The sequence below is a fragment of the Prevotella lacticifex genome (assembly GCF_019973375.1).
GTDB classification, from domain to species: domain Bacteria; phylum Bacteroidota; class Bacteroidia; order Bacteroidales; family Bacteroidaceae; genus Prevotella; species Prevotella lacticifex.
In genome coordinates this window covers 1,335,624-1,351,866 of sequence record NZ_BPTV01000001.1, presented here as the reverse complement: position 1 = coordinate 1,351,866, position 16,243 = coordinate 1,335,624, and the positions used below count along the sequence as shown (strand labels likewise).

Genomic DNA, 16,243 nt, shown 5'->3' with positions numbered 1-16,243 from the left:
ATTGCCAGCCTCGCTCCACAAAAATCTTTGCCCGGCAGCGGTCGCATTTAACAAAGGTTTATAATTTGTGAAACGGACGTTAAAGTCGTAATGATTTTAAACAAAGCGTTTTGGAATTCGGATTTTAATACCTAACTTTGTAACCAAACAATAATTCTGACTAACATGAAACAGACTATTTTGGTAACGGGTGGCACAGGCTTTATCGGCAGCCACACATCAGTGGAACTTATCGAGGCAGGATACAAAGTCGTCATCGTCGACGATCTGAGCAACTCGAAGATTGAAGTGCTCGACGGCATAGAGAAGATTACGGGTGTCCGTCCGGCATTCGAGAAAATCGACCTGCGCGACAAGAACGCCACTGAGCAGCTGTTCAAGAAGTACCCCGATATCGACGGAATCATCCACTTCGCAGCATCAAAGGCCGTGGGCGAGAGCGTCCAGAAGCCTCTGCTCTACTACCGCAACAACATAGTCTCGCTCATCAATCTCCTTGAGCTCATGCCGAAATACGATGTCAAGGGCATCATCTTCTCGTCGTCGTGCACCGTCTACGGCCAGCCGAAACCCGAGAACCTCCCCGTCACCGAGGATGCCCCTCATCAGAAGGCCACATCGCCTTACGGCAACACAAAGGAAATCAACGAGCAGATAATATACGACTACATCCACAGCGGAGCGCCCATCAAGAGCATCATTCTCCGCTACTTCAACCCTATCGGCGCACACTCCTCAGCCCTCATCGGTGAGCTACCAAACGGAGTGCCAAACAACCTCATTCCTTACGTCACGCAGACGGCAATGGGAATCCGCAAGCAGCTGACAATATTCGGCAACGACTACAACACTCCCGACGGCACCTGCATCCGCGACTATATCTACGTCGTCGACCTGGCCAAAGCCCACGTGGCTGCCATGGCCCGCGTTCTCGACAAGGACACAGAGCCAATAGAATACTTCAACATCGGCACCGGCAAGGGCAACTCGACATTAGAGATTGTCGAGACGTTCGAAAAGGCCACCGGAGTGAAACTCAACTGGAAGTACGGCCCACGCCGTGAGGGTGACATCGAGAAGATTTGGGGCGACTGCACCAAGGCCAACAAGGTGCTCGGCTGGAAGGCTGAGACACCACTCGACGACGTGCTCCGCTCTGCATGGAAATGGCAACAGAAGCTCCGCGAAGACGGAGTAATGTAAAGAGAAAATATGACCCACTCACCATGGGTGGGCTTTTTTTGTGTTTGTGTTGTTGTTACCCTTCGATGTGAATCGGAGGGTAATTTTTTAACCAATAGGCATTCGTCATTTATCAACTGGTATTTACCATTTATCAAAAAGGCAAAATATGACTACATTATATATCAAGAACATGGTCTGCAACCGCTGTAAGGCTGCCGTCAGCGACACACTGCAGAAAGCCGGACTCCACGCCGTATCAGTGGAGCTCGGTGAGGTGAAGATAGAGGAGGACAACATCGACGGCACCAAGCGCGACGAGCTGCGGCAGACATTGGAGTCGTTGGGGTTCGAGCTGATTGACGACAAGCGCCACCAGACCATCGACAAGATTAAGAGTACGATTATAAACCTCGTCCACTACAACGACAACCAGTCGCCGCTGAACCTCAGCGAGATTCTCACCGAGGAGCTGCATCAGGACTACAGCGCCCTGAGCAAGCTCTTTCCCGAAGTGGAGGGGAAGACCATCGAGCGCTACTACATTGAGCAGAGGATAGAGCGGGTGAAGGAGCTTATACGCTACGACGAGCTGTCGCTGACGCAGATAGCCATGAAGATGAACTACTCGTCGACAGCTTATCTCTCCAGCCAGTTCAAGAGCGTCACCGGCATGACTCCCACCCAGTTTAAGAATCTGAAGGAGAACACCCGCCGGCCGCTCGACGAAATTTAGTCGCACGGCGCACTACTCCATGAGCCACACGAAGCCCTTGGCCGTGCGCACGCCATTGTCGGTGAAGTGATTGCCGGGATTCCAAACCATTGTCGAGACTACGCCCTGATTGTCGAGAATAGTCTTTTGAACGGCTATGGCATCGGCAACGGTGGCCATGAGCTTGTTCTTGCTGTGCGACTCCTTGTCGCCAAGACTGAGATAGACTTTCGGTGTGTGGCAAGAATGGCTGCGCGAGAAGTCGAGCCAGTCCTTATACCACACTGACGGTGAGGCTGCTACGATGCCATCGAGGTTCTCAGAGTTATAAGCTGCCCACAACGCGAAGAGTCCCGCAAGCGAATATCCGCCCAAGAAGACCGCCGCAGGGCTAAGGTCGGCTACGGGCAGTCCGCAGCTGCCGTTTCGGATGCCGTCAACAATTTTCTCGATGAAGTGCAGGGTTGTCTCCGCACCGCTGCCGAAGGGAATCTTTCCGAACACCGGTGGCGAAGGCCATGGTGTGAGCTCGTCGTTCCACCGCTTAATCTTCACGGCGACAAGAACAAAAGGCTTAGTGGCGTTAGTCTCAATATACTCTACTTCGGAGGGCATCTCCTCAAGGTCGTGCGAATCGACCGGCTGCACGAGCAGGACCTCAGCGCCCGGCTCCACGAAGAAAAGCACCTCGCGGCCGTCGATAGTTGAAGATAATGTTTTATGTCTCATAGAAAATAGTTCTTCTGTTTTATAGGAATCTGATACACAGCGACCATCAGATTCTATTCGTCCTAATAGTCCATCCTCCTTACTCTATCGGGAAGTTATTTGCAAAGTTACAACAAAAACTGCAACGTGCCAAAGACTTCTCAGCGTCTTTTTTTGACACCATCGATTTAGCCAGTCCATAAAGGAATTGGCGCACGAAAAAAGTTATAACTCACATCGAAAATTCCGTAACACAAGAATGAAGAAGAATGACTACCTTTGCAACCGAAAACAAGAACAAACAAAAAACATAAGACAATGGAAAAGACATTTACAGTTACAGGAATGAAATGTGAGCACTGCGAGGCTCGTGTTGAGAACGTTATCAAGGGTGTAGAGGGCGTCAGCAACGCCAAGGCCGACCACACATCTAACAGTGTGACAGTCGATTACGACGACAACAAGGTCAGCCCCTCACAACTCAAGGACGCTGTCGACACTCTCGGCCGCTATAATATGGACATTTAATTCAGCACCCGAAAGGGCATACATTTTCAAGGAGGAATTAACAATGAAGAAAACAATACCCGTCATAGGAATGGCCTGCGCCTCATGCTCAGCCAACGTTGAGCGCAAGCTGAACTCCCTCGACGGCATCAACAACGCAAGCGTCTCGCTGGCCGGCCGCACAGCCCTCGTCGACTACGACCCGCAGCAGATAACTCTCGACACGATGAAGAAAGAGATCAACGACATCGGTTACGACCTCATCATCGACGAGAATGTCTCGGCCAGCGAGGTGCAGAAACGCGAGTACACCCGTTTGAAACGCGCCACACTGCTGAGTTGGGCACTGTCAGTATTTGGCATGGCTGTCAACATGCACTGGATAAACGTCGGCGGCACATCGCTGACCAACCAGGTGGCGCTGCTCATAGCTCTGGCCAACATGTTCTTCTGCGGACAGTCGTTCTACGTCAGCGCCGTAAAGCAGATTACCCATAAAGCCGCCAACATGGACACTCTCGTGGCACTGTCGACGAGTATCGCGTTCATTTTCAGCACTTACAACACGTTCTGGGGCGATCCCACGCTGACGTATTTCGACTCTTGTGGAATGATTATCACCTTCGTTCTTACAGGCCGGCTGCTCGAGGACAAGGCCAAGGACGGAACGGCAACGAGCATAAGGCAACTCATGGGAATGGCCCCTAAGACTGCCCATCTCGTCGATGAGGACGGCAACGTGCAGGAGGTGCCCATCAAGACCATCGAGGTGGGCGACGTACTTGAGGTCCGCCCCGGTGAGAAGGTGCCCGTCGACGGTGAGGTTCTCACTGCCGAGAGCTTCATGACTCCCGATGCAGCCTATGTCGACGAGAGCATGATCACGGGAGAACCGACACCAGCCGAGAAGAAGAAGGGCTCGAAGGTCCTCGCGGGAACCATCCCCAGCCAGGGCAAATTCAGGATGCGTGCCCGTCAGATTGGTGAGAATACGGCACTGGCCCACATCATCAAGATGGTGCAGGAGGCCGAGGGCTCTAAAGCACCGGTGCAGCGCATCGTCGACAAGGCCGCTCTGGTCTTTGTTCCCGCTGTGGGCATCATCGCAGCCATGACGTTTGCGGCATGGATGATTGCCGGTGGACGCGAGATGCTACCTCAGGCCATAATCTCCGCTGTGACGGTATTGGTCATCGCATGTCCGTGCGCCATGGGACTGGCTACGCCAACGGCTCTGATGGTGGGCATCGGCAAGGCTGCCGAGAAGCATGTGCTGATAAAGGACGCCACAGCCCTGGAGCGGCTGAGAAAGGTCGACGTGCTCGTCACCGACAAGACCGGCACCCTCACCATTCCAAACAAGAATGTCGACTTCACGAAGGCTGACAACCTGCCATTGGAGGCCCGCGAGAGCCTCAAGCCCAACTGCCGCGAGGCTATGGACAGTCTGCAGGAGATGGGAATAGACGTATGGATGATGAGCGGCGACAAGGAGAAGGCCGCAAAATACTGGGCAGAGAAGGCCGGAATAAAGCATTACAAGGCAAAGTGCGTCCCTGCCGACAAGGAGGAGATTGTGCGGAAGCTGAAAGCCGAGGGAAAGACCGTAGCCATGATCGGCGACGGCATCAACGACACTCAGGCCCTGGCCCTGGCCGATGTGAGCATAGCCATCGGCACCGGCACCGACGTAGCCATGGACGTGGCTCAGGTGACGCTCATGACCGACAACCTCAACGCACTGCCACAGTCGGTGAGCCTCAGCAAGAAGACAGTGAGGATGATATGGGAGAACCTCTTCTGGGCTTTCATCTACAACATCGTCTGCATCCCGATAGCAGCCGGAGTGCTGTATCTCTTCTTCGAGAATCCGCCGATAGTCCTCACGCCGATGTGGGGCAGCGCCCTCATGGCAATGTCGTCGGTCAGCGTTGTGCTGAATTCTTTGCGTCTGAAACTGATAAAGTAACGCTGAATTCAGATTACGTAAAAAACTGATAATCAGATACTAAAGCGAATATAATCAAGATAACGCTTGAGTATATAGAAAGTAATTTATACGAAAAATCCCTGTCAGCTGATGGCAGGGATTTTTCTGTTTTATGATAAGCATCGAGACGAATCTATGGTTGTGGCACGGGATAGTCGTAGCGTGAGTAGTTGTAGCCCCGGTTGCGGTTGGGCATGTGGTCGTACTCAAACTGGATTGTGATGGAGTTCTGCCCGTGTTTGCCCCACTGATAATTGACTCCGCCACCAACACGATCCATAAAGCGGCTGTTCCACGGTGCCATGGCTGTGCCGGCATAGCCGAAGTCGTCCCATCCGCTGTAGTAGCCGTAGGGATTGTAGAATCCTCCGTAAGGACTATAGTAGCCGCTGTAGGCAGGTCCGAAGTTATTGCTGTTGAAAGCTTTCTGCACAAAGGCATAAGCGCTCCAGTGCTCATCAAACTGATAGCCGAAGAGGGCCGAGAATCCCGCCGTAGTGTAGTTGTCGCCACGGTACTGCATGTTGTTGAAGTATCCGCCGACAGCCAATGTTGCTTTCTTCGACAGATTCGTCACGTACATCAGGCTCACGTCCTGCGTCAGACCACCGTGTGTGCCGTAGCCGTGGCCTCCTGAGGTGACGAAAGCCGACGCGCTGAGATTCACATTCAGTCCCTTATGCAGTGCCCAGCGGTTCCACCCCCATCCTCCCCAGTAGGGATAGTAATAGCTTGTAGTGGGGGTTACGACCTGTCCATTCTCGTCGACAGCAGGAAGACTGTAGTCGATCTGCTGCTGTTGTTGCCGGTCCTCCTCCATCTGCCGCGCATACTCTTTTTCTTCCTCCGATGCCTCACGCGGTCCCTGGAGTCGGGATGGTTCTATAGGTTGTACGCCACGCGACAGTCCTGTGCTGTCCTGAGCATAGGATAAAGCCGGGAGAGCCAGCATCGCAATGGCAAAAATATATAGTTTTCTCATCGTTATCATTATTGTTGCAAAAGTAAAGAGTTGTCACGTTATGACCAAAAGAGAGACCAATGTTTTAGTGTTTTTTAGATTTTATGCTTTGATATTTATCTTTTGTGCGCATGATAAGCGGTGGATCGGTTGAGAAAGCGAACACCGTAGTGGAGCTGAACGTCTGACCGGGACGCAGCAGTGTGGACGGAAAAGATGGCTTATGTGGTGAGTCGGAGAAGTGGAGGGTCTCGAGGCACACTGCAGACCGTCGTTTGTAAACAATGCCATTCTTTCCCACTTGGTTCCCTTTGAGTCCGTTGCCGGTATATATCTGTATGGCTGGTTCGGTGGTATAAACGGTGAGTACCCGTCCGCTCTGGGCATCGTAGAGGATGGCTGCGGGACTGTCGAGGCTCCCCACGTGGCGCAAGGCGAAAGCATGGTCGTAGCCGCCGGTGACAGCCAACTGGGCATCATCGTCATTGATGCGCTCACCGATAGCGTGTGGGTGGCGGAAATCGAAGGGTGTGTGACTGACATCCATAAGCTCTCCGGTGACATTCTTATTCTTGTCGTAAGCAGCAATAGCCTTGCTGTCAACCCACAGCATCTGCTGCTCTATGCTGCGCTGAGGATTGCCGGAGATATTGAAGAATGAATGGTTGGCTAAGTTCAGCACCGTCGGCTTTGTTGTCGTAGCCTTGAAACTCACGCTCAGAGCACCGTCGTCGCGCAGGGCATAGGTGAGAGTGGTGGTGAGCTCACCGGGGAATCCGTTCTCACCGTCGGGTGAGACGTATCGCAGCACAAGACAATGGCGGTTGTAGCTGACGACATCCCATACGCGGTTGGCAAATCCGGGCTTTCCTCCGTGCGAGATAACGCCCTTACCGCTGTCCTGCAGTTTGTATTCCTTACCGTCGATAGTCACCGAGGGCCCCGTAATCCGACCAATATATCGGCCGACGGTGGCACCGAAGTTCTGACCCTTGGTGTGATAGTCCATGACATTGTCATATCCCAAGACGACATCCTCCATGCGCCCGTTCCAGTTGGGTTCCATCAGCGAAACAAGGCGCGCGCCGTAATTGGTTATGCAAGCCTCTACGCCCTTACCATTGGAGAGAACATAAAGAGCCGTCGGTTTCCCGTCAATGACAGCGTCGAACCTTGAAGGGTCAAGGCCCGACAGCGTGCGCTCCTGAGCCGTGGCTACAAGGCTCATCGTTGCCGCCACCATGAAGAAGGCAGCCCGAAGTAGATTGTAGATAAACTTCATCGTAAGTAGTTATTTTTCGCAAAGTTAGCACAATAGTACGAAATTGCAAAATAAAAACAGCATTTATTTTGATGTATCGTTTGTTTACACTATCTTTGCACTACAATCAATCAACGAACCGATGAACATCTTTAAAAAGCTCTTCAGTGGAGCCGCAAATGAAATAGAGGACAAGAAGAACGAACTCGAGGAGAAGAAGTCCGAGAGCAAAGAGAAGGATTTCGACATACTGAAATACGACGGGCTGCGTGCTCTCCGCACCGGCCAGTACGACTATGCCATAAAGTGCTTCCGCCACGCCCTGGACATCAAGGACGATCTTGAGGTTCACGATTATCTGTCGCAGGCGCTTATCCGCAACAACGAGCTTTTGGCAGCATACAAGGAGTTAGAGGTGCTCACTAAGGCCGAACCCGACAATCAGGACATTCTGATTAGAATGGCACAAGTGGCCTTCATGAATGAGGATTATGATGCCATGGGGGAGAACTGCAAGAAGGCACTCGAGATTAACAAGACTAACCCGCTGGTGTATGTCCTCTACGCCCGCGCCTACCGTGGCAGCGGCGACTATGTCAACGCCCTGGCAATGGTCAATGAGGCCATCAAACTCGACGCCGATTATATTGAGGCCCACGAGCTCAGAGGCAGCATCCTGCTCGATATGAACGATACCGACGGCGCTGACAACGATGCCCAGTGGCTCCTTGAGAATACTAACGACGACGAGGATGTTTATCTCTTCAAGGCCAGAGTGGAACGGGCAAAGGAAAACTACAAGGAGGCTATACACTATTATAATAAGGTGACGGAGGTGAATCCTTTCCGTATAGAAGCCTTCAGAGAACGTGGTGCCGTGAAACTCGCTACGGGCGACAAGGAAGGGGCTGACGAAGACGGGCGAAAGCTACTCGAACTCAACCCGAATGAGAAATAACATCGATTCTTTGAAAAAACATTGCGATTCGTTTGTCAGAAAGAAAAAAAAGTTATACTTTTGCAGTCGTAAACAAAGAAAATAATAAATGAATAAGTCTTACGCATCTTTTTACTACTTCTATTTTTACTTTACAAGAAATTGTGAAGCGGGAAGTTGCGTGTAGATTTCAACTTATGAATTAGTAAACAGAAAACATAACGAAACGGTCCCGCCCTAATGATAGAGCTGGACCGTTTTTCATTTCAAGATATGAAGAGAATAGCAATACAAGGAGAGTTGGGGAGTTTCCACGACATAGCCGCACATGAATATTTCAAGGGAGAGCAGTTGCAGATAATCTGCTGCGAGACTTTTGAGGACGTATTCCATAGTGTCGACAACGACCCGACGGTTATAGCCATGATGGCAATAGAAAACACTATTGCGGGCAGTCTGCTCCACAACTACGAGCTGCTGAGGATGTCGGGGACAACAGTCGTCGGTGAGCATAAACTCCACATCCAGCATTGCATCTGCTGTCTGCCCGACGATGACTGGGACACGGTCAATGAGGTCCACTCCCACCCTGTCGCTCTCATGCAGTGCAGAAATTTCCTTACGGCCCACTCTTCGCTGAAAGCTGTCGAAGCCGAAGATACAGCCGGAGCAGCACAGTATATTGCTGAGCATCAGCTGCACGGACAAGCAGCAATATGCAGTTCGGCAGCAGCGAAAATGTATGGGATGAAAATTCTCGAGGACAGTATCGAGGACAACAAGCACAACTTCACGAGGTTTCTCGTGGCCTGCAACCCGCAGAAAGCATCGTTCGTCAGGAGACTCGAGGAGTCGGACAAAGCCAGTCTCGTCTTTTCATTGCCGCATCAGGAGGGAAGTTTGAGCAAGATTCTTACGATTCTCTCGTTCTACGATATCAATCTGACGAAGATTCAGAGTCTGCCGATAATCGGTCACGAATGGGAATACCTCTTTTATGTTGACGTGACATACGACAACCTGACACGATACCGGCAGTCGATAGACGCGATAACCCCACTTGTAAAAGGCATAAAGATTCTTGGAGAATATAAAGAAGCAAAATAATATGAAACCAGCAGAAAGAATTAACGAGATACAGGAATACTACTTCTCACGGAAGTTGAAGGAAGTGGCCAAGTTGAATGCTGAGGGTCAGGACATTATCAGCCTTGCCATTGGAAGTCCTGACATGCCACCATCGGAGCAGACAGTGAACAAACTCTGCGAAGTGGCCCACGACCCTAATGCCCATGGTTATCAGCCCACTGCGGGACTCCCCGAGCTGCGACAGGCCATGGCGGCGTTCTATAAGCGCACTTACGGTGTCGACGTTGACTGGAAGACGGAGCTGCAGCCGATAATCGGTTCCAAGGAGGGAATAATGTACGTCACTCTCGCTTTCTGCAACCCCGGCGACGAAGTTCTCATCCCCGACCCCGGATATCCCACTTACACTGCGATAAACAAGATTTTCGGTACCAAGATTCGCTACTACGACCTCAAGGAGGACAACGGGTGGCAACCCGACTTCGAAACTCTCGAGAAGATGGACCTCAGTCGGGTGAAGGTTATGTGGACCAACTACCCCAATATGCCGACGGGAGGAAACGCGCGGATGGAGACTTTCGAGAGGCTCGTCGACTTCGCCAAACGGCACGACATCGTGGTGGTAAACGACAATCCTTACTCGCTGATTCTCAACGAGCATCCTATGAGCATTCTGCAAGTGCCGGGAGCGAAGGATCACTGCATAGAGTTCAACTCGATGTCGAAGAGCCACAATATGCCCGGATGGCGAGTGGCGATGATGATTAGCAACCCCACATACATCTCCTGGATGTTCAAGGTGCAGAGCAACATCGAGAACGGCACCTTCCGTGGAATACAGTTAGCAGCGGCAGAGGCTTACAACACTAACACTCCGGAATGGTACCACAAGAACAATATTGAGAACTACGGACGGCGGCGCGTCATAGCCGAGAAAATAATGGATGTGCTCGGCTGCCACTACGACCCAAAGCAAGTGGGAATGTTCCTTTGGGGAAGAATCCCCGACAGCTACGATGATGTAGAACAGCTGACAGAAAAAGTCCTGCACGAGGCACGAGTATTCATCACTCCGGGATTTATCTTCGGCAAAAACGGACGGCGCTACATCCGCATCTCACTCTGCGCCAAGGACGAAAAGATGAAGACGGCCCTTGAGCGCATCAAGAAAGTGTTTGGATAAAGGCGGCTGCAAACGTAACTTTTTGTATCAGACGACAACATTTAAAGACTATATAAAAGCTGATTTTAACTCAGACGACAACATTAGGAAGATCACGAAAAGCTGATTTTATCCCAGACAACAACATTAAATTAGACAATATAAAAACTGACAGATATGGAATTAGATCTTGAACCATTGAACCTCCCCAGCGACAACGAACGCCCTTCATGTGTCATAGCCGGACCATGCTCAGCAGAGACCGAAGAGCAAGTGCTCACCACAGCCAAGCAGCTTGCTGCAAAAGGCTGCCACATGTTCCGCGCAGGAATATGGAAGCCACGGACGAAACCAGGAGGCTTCGAGGGCAACGGCGAGAAAGCGCTGCCATGGATGAAGGAAGTTAAAGAGGAGACCGGAATGCTCACTGCAACGGAAGTGGCAACACCGGAGCATGTGGAGTTGGCTCTGAAGTATGGTATCGATATACTGTGGATTGGAGCCCGCACAACGGCAAACCCCTTTGCGATGCAAGCGTTAGCCGACAGTCTCAAGGGTGTCGACGTGCCGGTGCTGATAAAGAACCCCGTCAACCCCGACCTTGAGCTGTGGATTGGCGGTATGGAGAGAATCAACAGGGCCGGAGTGAAGCGATTAGGTGCCATTCACCGCGGATTCTCAAGTGTCGACAAGAAGATTTACCGCAACCTGCCTATGTGGCAGATTCCAATAGAGTTGCACCGGCGAATACCCAACCTGCCAATAATATGCGACCCAAGTCATATCGGCGGACGCCGCGATCTCATTGCGCCACTCTGTCAGCAGGCAATGGACCTTGGTTTCGACGGACTGATCGTCGAGAGCCATTGCGACCCCGACGAGGCCTGGAGCGATGCAAAGCAGCAGGTGACCCCCGACGTACTCGACTACATACTGTCGTTGCTCGTTATCCGCGATGAGCACACGACAACGGAAGGAATCAGGCAACTGAGGAGTCAGATTGATGATGTCGACAACGAGCTCATGAACCTTCTCGCAAAACGAATGAGAATCTGCCGGGAGATAGGAGTCTACAAGAAAGAGCACAATATGACCGTTCTCCAGGCCACACGATACAACGAGATTCTCGAGAAACGTGGAGCCCAGGGCAGTCTCATCGGCATAGCACCGGAATGTATTGCCCACATCTTTGAGCTCATACACGAGGAGTCAGTACGTCAACAGCTTGAAATCGTAAACCAGTAATATGAGAATATTGATTATGGGAGCAGGAAAGATGGGGTCATTCTTCATCGACCTGCTCAGTTTCGACCACGAAGTCGGAGTATACGAGAAAGACCCTAAGCGTCTTCGCTTCACATACAACTGCCAACGTTTCCAGACACTGGACGAGATAAGGGATTTCAAGCCGGAGTTGGTTATCAATGCTGTAACGGTAAAATACACTATCCCGGCTTTTGAGGAGATACTGCCCTGTCTGCCAAAGGATTGCATCATATCAGACATCAGCTCGGTGAAGACCGGACTGAAGTCGTGGTACGACAAGAGTGGATTCAGATATGTGTCGACCCACCCGATGTTCGGACCTACGTTTGCCAATCTGAATCAACTCAATGAGGAGAACGCTATCATCATCACCGAGGGCGATTATATGGGCAGAATCTTCTTCAAGGACCTGTATTCGAAACTCGGACTGAACATATACGAGTACACTTTTGAGGAGCACGACAAGACGGTTGCTTACTCTTTAAGTATTCCTTTCGTATCGACATTCGTCTTTGCAGCCGTGATGAAACATCAGGATGCTCCGGGAACGACTTTCAAGCGCCACATGCAGATAGCCAAGGGTGTGCTAAACGAGGATGATTATCTGCTGCAGGAGATTCTCTTCAACCCCTATACCCACGACCAAGTGGCTCAGATTCGCACCGAACTGAAGGAGCTCCTCGACATCATCGACAACAAGGATGCCGCACGGATGAAAGCTTATCTGACAAAGATAAGAAACAACGTCCGGCAAGATATCGAGATAAAACGGCAGTAGAAAGAATGCTGCCACTACTATAAGCGAATATTGAAATATATTTACACTTCTCCAATACGTCCTTTTTTGGCTTTCAAAACGGTCCGTTTCAGCTTGCGAAACGGACCGTTTTGCGTCCTAAAACGGACCGTTTTACAACGCAAAATGATATATATTAGTAAACGATTGATAATCAATATGGTACAAAGACAACACAAGACGTAAGACAGAATGAATTATTCTTACATCTTGTTGCCGGTATTCCCCTATAGTTCCTTAATTCTCACATAATAATGCTGGCTAATGAAAGAACCGTTGCCACATGCAACTGGGACCTGGAATCTTATGTTTGAACTGACGACTAAAAAGACAGTTGACTGACCGCAGCAGCTATTCTCTATGGAACTGACGACTGAAAACGGCAGTTGACAGACCGCAGACGCTATTTTCTGCGGAACAGACGGCCGAAGAAGGAGCGGTGCTTGACAGTATCCCCTTCTTTCTTTTTATCATCATTGCCATCGCCCATATCAACATGGTTGATGGTAGTGACACTGACCTTAGGAACATCATCACCCTCAATGATACCTATCTGCGCCCATTGGGCTGCAAGAGTCTCACAGTCGGAGATGGCAGTATCCAAATCAACATCATAGACACGAAGGATAAGCTCGGCCATATCCTCCACCGTAAAGCTGTCCATCTGCTGTAGTTTGGTCCACAGATAAGCCGACGACTCGTTCATGCTTATGATATAACTGAAGTCGATATTCTCCTCACCCTCAGCAACAATCAAGTCCTGACCACAAACATTGCGCAAGTTAAATCCTTGTTTAGTCTTCATATTTTATTTTCTCTTATTTCGTAAATCATAAACGCGGCGGTAGATAGCAAGCAGATACCTCCGGACAGGATAAAGCCGCATCCATATCCAGGAGTACACTTTCCACTTCATAGCATCGGTGCGGTCGAGCTTTGACCGTCCCTTACGATAGAAGCCTACCACAGCACCGTAAACGCACTTCATCTTGCAGTGCTCACAACCGAGATTGCCGTCGCCACGAAGAGTGACATTTTCGCCGTCGATAGCTATTATCCTGTGAAGGACAAAGACGCCGGGACCCACTTCGGCAAGAACCGGATCGCCCACCTTTGGGTTTACAGCCTTGGTCAGCAATGCCTTGTCACGTTCATTCTCGAGGAACGGACGCATGGAATATCCCTTGAGGTTTATAGTCACCGTATGGCCATCGTTGAGCATACGCACCACCTCGGGAAGAAACTCTGCATTGCTTAAGACAACTTGATTCTTCACTCTACCATTCATCGTACTATAGCTTTATAGCATGCCTCTGCCGACTCTTTGTCGGGCAGACAGTGCAAAATGTAGATACCTGTCGTTTCAATAATGCGCGTTACTGTATCGCAGATAGAACTGTAAATATCTGAATCCCACTTCATTGACGAGCAACTCGGCAGTACACTGGCAAAGGCCTCTATCGGCGACAGAGCCTCCACAAAGTTCTTATCGGCACGGTCGATGCGGGTAATAGCCCCTAACGGGGCCTCCACATTGCGGTAGCAGGGAGTCTTTCCACTCCATGGGCATCCGAAGATTATGGGCTTTCCGTCGATGATACGCACTATGGGGTTATCGTCGTTCATGATGTCACACCCCGGAATGTACCTCATCCAGTTACTCACCTGCGTGCTCTTTCCGGTCCCGCTCTTGGCAATGAAAGCGTAGCCCTTACCCTTGCATCTCACGAGAGAGGCATGCAGAAGGAGTGTCTGACGCCTCGCGCCGGCAAAAGCCAGGACGAGCATCAGCGCACTGTTAAGGCCGAAACGGCGCATCTCCGGTGTTCCGTTCAGCGCACACCGACAATTCACGAAGTCCTTATCGGTGATGAGCAGACAGCAGTCGGCACCCTCTATATCCTTGATAATATACTGATAGCCGCCATCCTCGAGTTTGTCGACAATGGTATCGCCGTTGCCGGTGTCGAAACGGCGTATGCGATGACGCTGATCCTTGGGTACGGGGCGCACCGCGTCGTCAACATCGAGACTGAACAGCTTGTCATCAGCGGGAACAGAAGTTCTGAACGGCTCGAAAGAACCAATCAGCCGGGAGTCGTTGATGGGAGAATCGGCAAAAGTAATGCTGACCCCGAACCGTGCGATGATATAGTTATTTGCCTGCATCAGTCATGGGTTTATCGGGGCGTCCGTTCATATCGCCATCGGGCTTTGGTCCCTTGGGTCCACGGTGTTTGCGGGGCTTCTTTGCCTCTTCCTCCGCCGTCTGACTGTCGACATATACTGTGCCCTCCTCGGGCGACACCGTCTCAAACTTGAAATCACTTTCTGCAAGTGTGACTACATCAAAGTCTTTCTTCGACTTCACCGTATATTTCTCCTTCAAGTTCTGGAATTTCTTCTCAATCTTTTTTCTGTCGACGTCATAGATGGTCACACAGGTGCGGTGCAACTGTCCGCGGTTTTCGAAATAATTCCGCAGCTGATAGGAATACTGCTCCCTGGCAACGAGGAAATGGGTTCTGTCGTTGGCGATATAAGCCTGCACCTCCTCTATCGGCGTGAAGTAGACGATGGAATCATTGAATGACGCCGAGAAACCGAACATATATACGGTCTGCTTCCTGCTGCCCTTAGCCGAGACCGAGAGTACAGCAAGAAACATTACTGACAATAGTATACCCCTTAAAAATCGCATAATCTTTCTTTTCGTATTGTAATATTGTTATTTATCCTAAAAAGGACTTGAGTAGTTCATTCTTCGTCTTGTGCCTCAGCCTGCGTATGGCCTTTTCCTTTATCTGGCGGACGCGCTCGCGCGTCAATCCGTACTTTTCGGCTATCTCCTCAAGGGTAAGCTCCGGCTGCCCCAGTCCGAAATAAGCCTCTATCACAGCGCGTTCCCTATCGCTTAAATGCATCAGCACCCTCGACACTTCCTCGCGCAGACTCTCCTGAATAAGCGGTCTGTCGGTGTCGGGAATATTACCGTTCGGCAAGACATCGAGCAGCGATCCGCCATCATCGTCGGCAAAGGGCGCGTCGACGGATACATGCCGCGAGTGGGATTTCATCGCCCTTTCGACTTTTTCCTCCGGTAGATTGACATCACTGGCAAGCTCTTCGGCACTGGGTCTGCGCTCATAGACCTGCTCAAACTTGTTAGCAGCACGGTTGACCTTATTAACCGACCCCACTTGGTTGAGCGGGAGCCTGACCAAACGGCTCTGCTCGGCAATGGCCTGAAGGATGCTCTGACGTATCCACCAGACGGCGTAGGATATGAACTTGAATCCCCGCGTCTCGTCGAAGCGCTGAGCAGCCTTTATCAGCCCGAGGTTGCCCTCATTGATAAGGTCGGGCAGACTCAGACCCTGATTCTGATATTGTTTGGCTACAGAGACCACAAAACGAAGATTGGCACGTGTAAGCTCCTCAAGAGCACTGCTGTCACCCTGCTTTATGCGCTGGGCCAAGGCCACTTCCTCGTCAGTGGAGATCATACGCTCATGACCAATCTCCTGTAAGTATTTTTCGAGAGAGGCACTCTCCCGATTCGTTATAGATTTAGTAATTTTAAGTTGTCTCATTGTCAGGTAGGCTTTATTACTGCAAATGTACAAACATTTTCCGATGTGAGCAAAAATATTTCATTAAAATGGCAAA

At 50.7% G+C, this 16,243-nt stretch carries 17 protein-coding genes; 9 read left to right on the top strand and 8 right to left on the bottom strand.

Translation table 11 applies throughout. The features are described 5' to 3' along the window. The first annotated feature begins 165 nt into the window (after positions 1-165). Both galE and LDN30_RS05045 read left to right on the top strand, forming a co-directional pair. Positions 166-1,203 carry a UDP-glucose 4-epimerase GalE gene (gene galE, locus LDN30_RS05050; protein WP_223928854.1) on the top strand — a complete coding sequence of 346 codons (1,038 nt, stop codon included), beginning with the start codon at positions 166-168 and terminating at the stop codon, positions 1,201-1,203. A gap of 148 nt (positions 1,204-1,351) precedes the next feature. Further along, positions 1,352-1,918 carry an AraC family transcriptional regulator gene (locus tag LDN30_RS05045; protein ID WP_223928853.1) on the top strand — a complete coding sequence of 189 codons (567 nt, stop codon included), beginning with the start codon at positions 1,352-1,354 and terminating at the stop codon, positions 1,916-1,918. Between the two features lie 12 nt (positions 1,919-1,930). Here LDN30_RS05045 and LDN30_RS05040 read toward each other — a convergent pair whose 3' ends face one another. After that, the gene (locus tag LDN30_RS05040; RefSeq protein ID WP_223928852.1) at positions 1,931-2,626 is read right to left on the bottom strand and encodes an alpha/beta hydrolase; all 696 of its coding nucleotides are present in this window, start codon (positions 2,624-2,626) and stop codon (positions 1,931-1,933) included. Positions 2,627-2,923: 297 nt separating this feature from the next. Between LDN30_RS05040 and LDN30_RS05035 the strand changes: the two genes are divergently transcribed. Both LDN30_RS05035 and LDN30_RS05030 read left to right on the top strand, forming a co-directional pair. Next, positions 2,924-3,133 (top strand): heavy-metal-associated domain-containing protein, encoded by a 210-nt coding sequence (locus tag LDN30_RS05035; protein ID WP_223928851.1) that lies wholly within the window; start codon positions 2,924-2,926, stop codon positions 3,131-3,133. A 43-nt stretch (positions 3,134-3,176) separates the two neighbouring features. After that, complete coding sequence (locus tag LDN30_RS05030; protein ID WP_223928850.1) at positions 3,177-5,081, top strand: heavy metal translocating P-type ATPase; 1,905 nt, start codon at positions 3,177-3,179, stop codon at positions 5,079-5,081. A 154-nt stretch (positions 5,082-5,235) separates the two neighbouring features. Here LDN30_RS05030 and LDN30_RS05025 read toward each other — a convergent pair whose 3' ends face one another. Both LDN30_RS05025 and LDN30_RS05020 read right to left on the bottom strand, forming a co-directional pair. Beyond that, entirely contained in the window at positions 5,236-6,084 is an 849-nt protein-coding gene (locus LDN30_RS05025) for a hypothetical protein (RefSeq protein WP_223928849.1), read from the bottom strand. A gap of 64 nt (positions 6,085-6,148) precedes the next feature. Beyond that, positions 6,149-7,345: an aldose epimerase family protein gene (locus LDN30_RS05020; protein WP_223928848.1), complete on the bottom strand. Its 1,197-nt coding sequence runs from the start codon at positions 7,343-7,345 to the stop codon at positions 6,149-6,151. Between the two features lie 121 nt (positions 7,346-7,466). On the opposite strand from LDN30_RS05020, the gene LDN30_RS05015 reads away from it, so the two are divergent. The 5 genes from LDN30_RS05015 (at position 7,467) to LDN30_RS04995 (ending at position 12,556) form a co-directional block, all read left to right on the top strand. After that, a complete protein-coding gene (locus tag LDN30_RS05015) occupies positions 7,467-8,282 on the top strand; it encodes a tetratricopeptide repeat protein (protein WP_223928847.1) in 816 nt (271 codons plus the stop codon). Positions 8,283-8,534: 252 nt separating this feature from the next. Next, positions 8,535-9,368 (top strand): prephenate dehydratase, encoded by an 834-nt coding sequence (locus tag LDN30_RS05010; protein ID WP_223925793.1) that lies wholly within the window; start codon positions 8,535-8,537, stop codon positions 9,366-9,368. Between the two features lies 1 nt (position 9,369). Next, positions 9,370-10,533 (top strand): pyridoxal phosphate-dependent aminotransferase, encoded by a 1,164-nt coding sequence (locus LDN30_RS05005; protein WP_223925792.1) that lies wholly within the window; start codon positions 9,370-9,372, stop codon positions 10,531-10,533. A 156-nt stretch (positions 10,534-10,689) separates the two neighbouring features. After that, entirely contained in the window at positions 10,690-11,757 is a 1,068-nt protein-coding gene (locus LDN30_RS05000; protein WP_223925791.1) for a bifunctional 3-deoxy-7-phosphoheptulonate synthase/chorismate mutase type II, read from the top strand. Position 11,758: 1 nt separating this feature from the next. Beyond that, a complete protein-coding gene (locus tag LDN30_RS04995; RefSeq protein ID WP_223928846.1) occupies positions 11,759-12,556 on the top strand; it encodes a prephenate dehydrogenase in 798 nt (265 codons plus the stop codon). A 421-nt stretch (positions 12,557-12,977) separates the two neighbouring features. On the opposite strand, the gene LDN30_RS04990 is transcribed toward LDN30_RS04995, so the two are convergent. The 5 genes from LDN30_RS04990 to LDN30_RS04970 all read right to left on the bottom strand — a co-directional run bounded on the left by LDN30_RS04990 (position 12,978) and on the right by LDN30_RS04970 (position 16,167). Then, positions 12,978-13,379: a PqqD family protein gene (locus tag LDN30_RS04990; RefSeq protein ID WP_223928845.1), complete on the bottom strand. Its 402-nt coding sequence runs from the start codon at positions 13,377-13,379 to the stop codon at positions 12,978-12,980. A gap of 3 nt (positions 13,380-13,382) precedes the next feature. Beyond that, the gene (locus LDN30_RS04985; RefSeq protein WP_373316537.1) at positions 13,383-13,796 is read right to left on the bottom strand and encodes a S24/S26 family peptidase; all 414 of its coding nucleotides are present in this window, start codon (positions 13,794-13,796) and stop codon (positions 13,383-13,385) included. Positions 13,797-13,858: 62 nt separating this feature from the next. Beyond that, entirely contained in the window at positions 13,859-14,743 is an 885-nt protein-coding gene (locus LDN30_RS04980; RefSeq protein WP_223925787.1) for a hypothetical protein, read from the bottom strand. After that, on the bottom strand, positions 14,730-15,242 hold the full coding sequence (locus tag LDN30_RS04975) for a hypothetical protein (protein ID WP_223925786.1): 513 nt from the start codon (positions 15,240-15,242) through the stop codon (positions 14,730-14,732). The genes LDN30_RS04980 and LDN30_RS04975 overlap by 14 nt, the downstream gene beginning before the upstream one ends. 64 nt (positions 15,243-15,306) lie before the next feature. Next, the gene (locus LDN30_RS04970; RefSeq protein ID WP_223925785.1) at positions 15,307-16,167 is read right to left on the bottom strand and encodes a sigma-70 family RNA polymerase sigma factor; all 861 of its coding nucleotides are present in this window, start codon (positions 16,165-16,167) and stop codon (positions 15,307-15,309) included. Between the last annotated feature and the right edge of the window lie 76 nt (positions 16,168-16,243).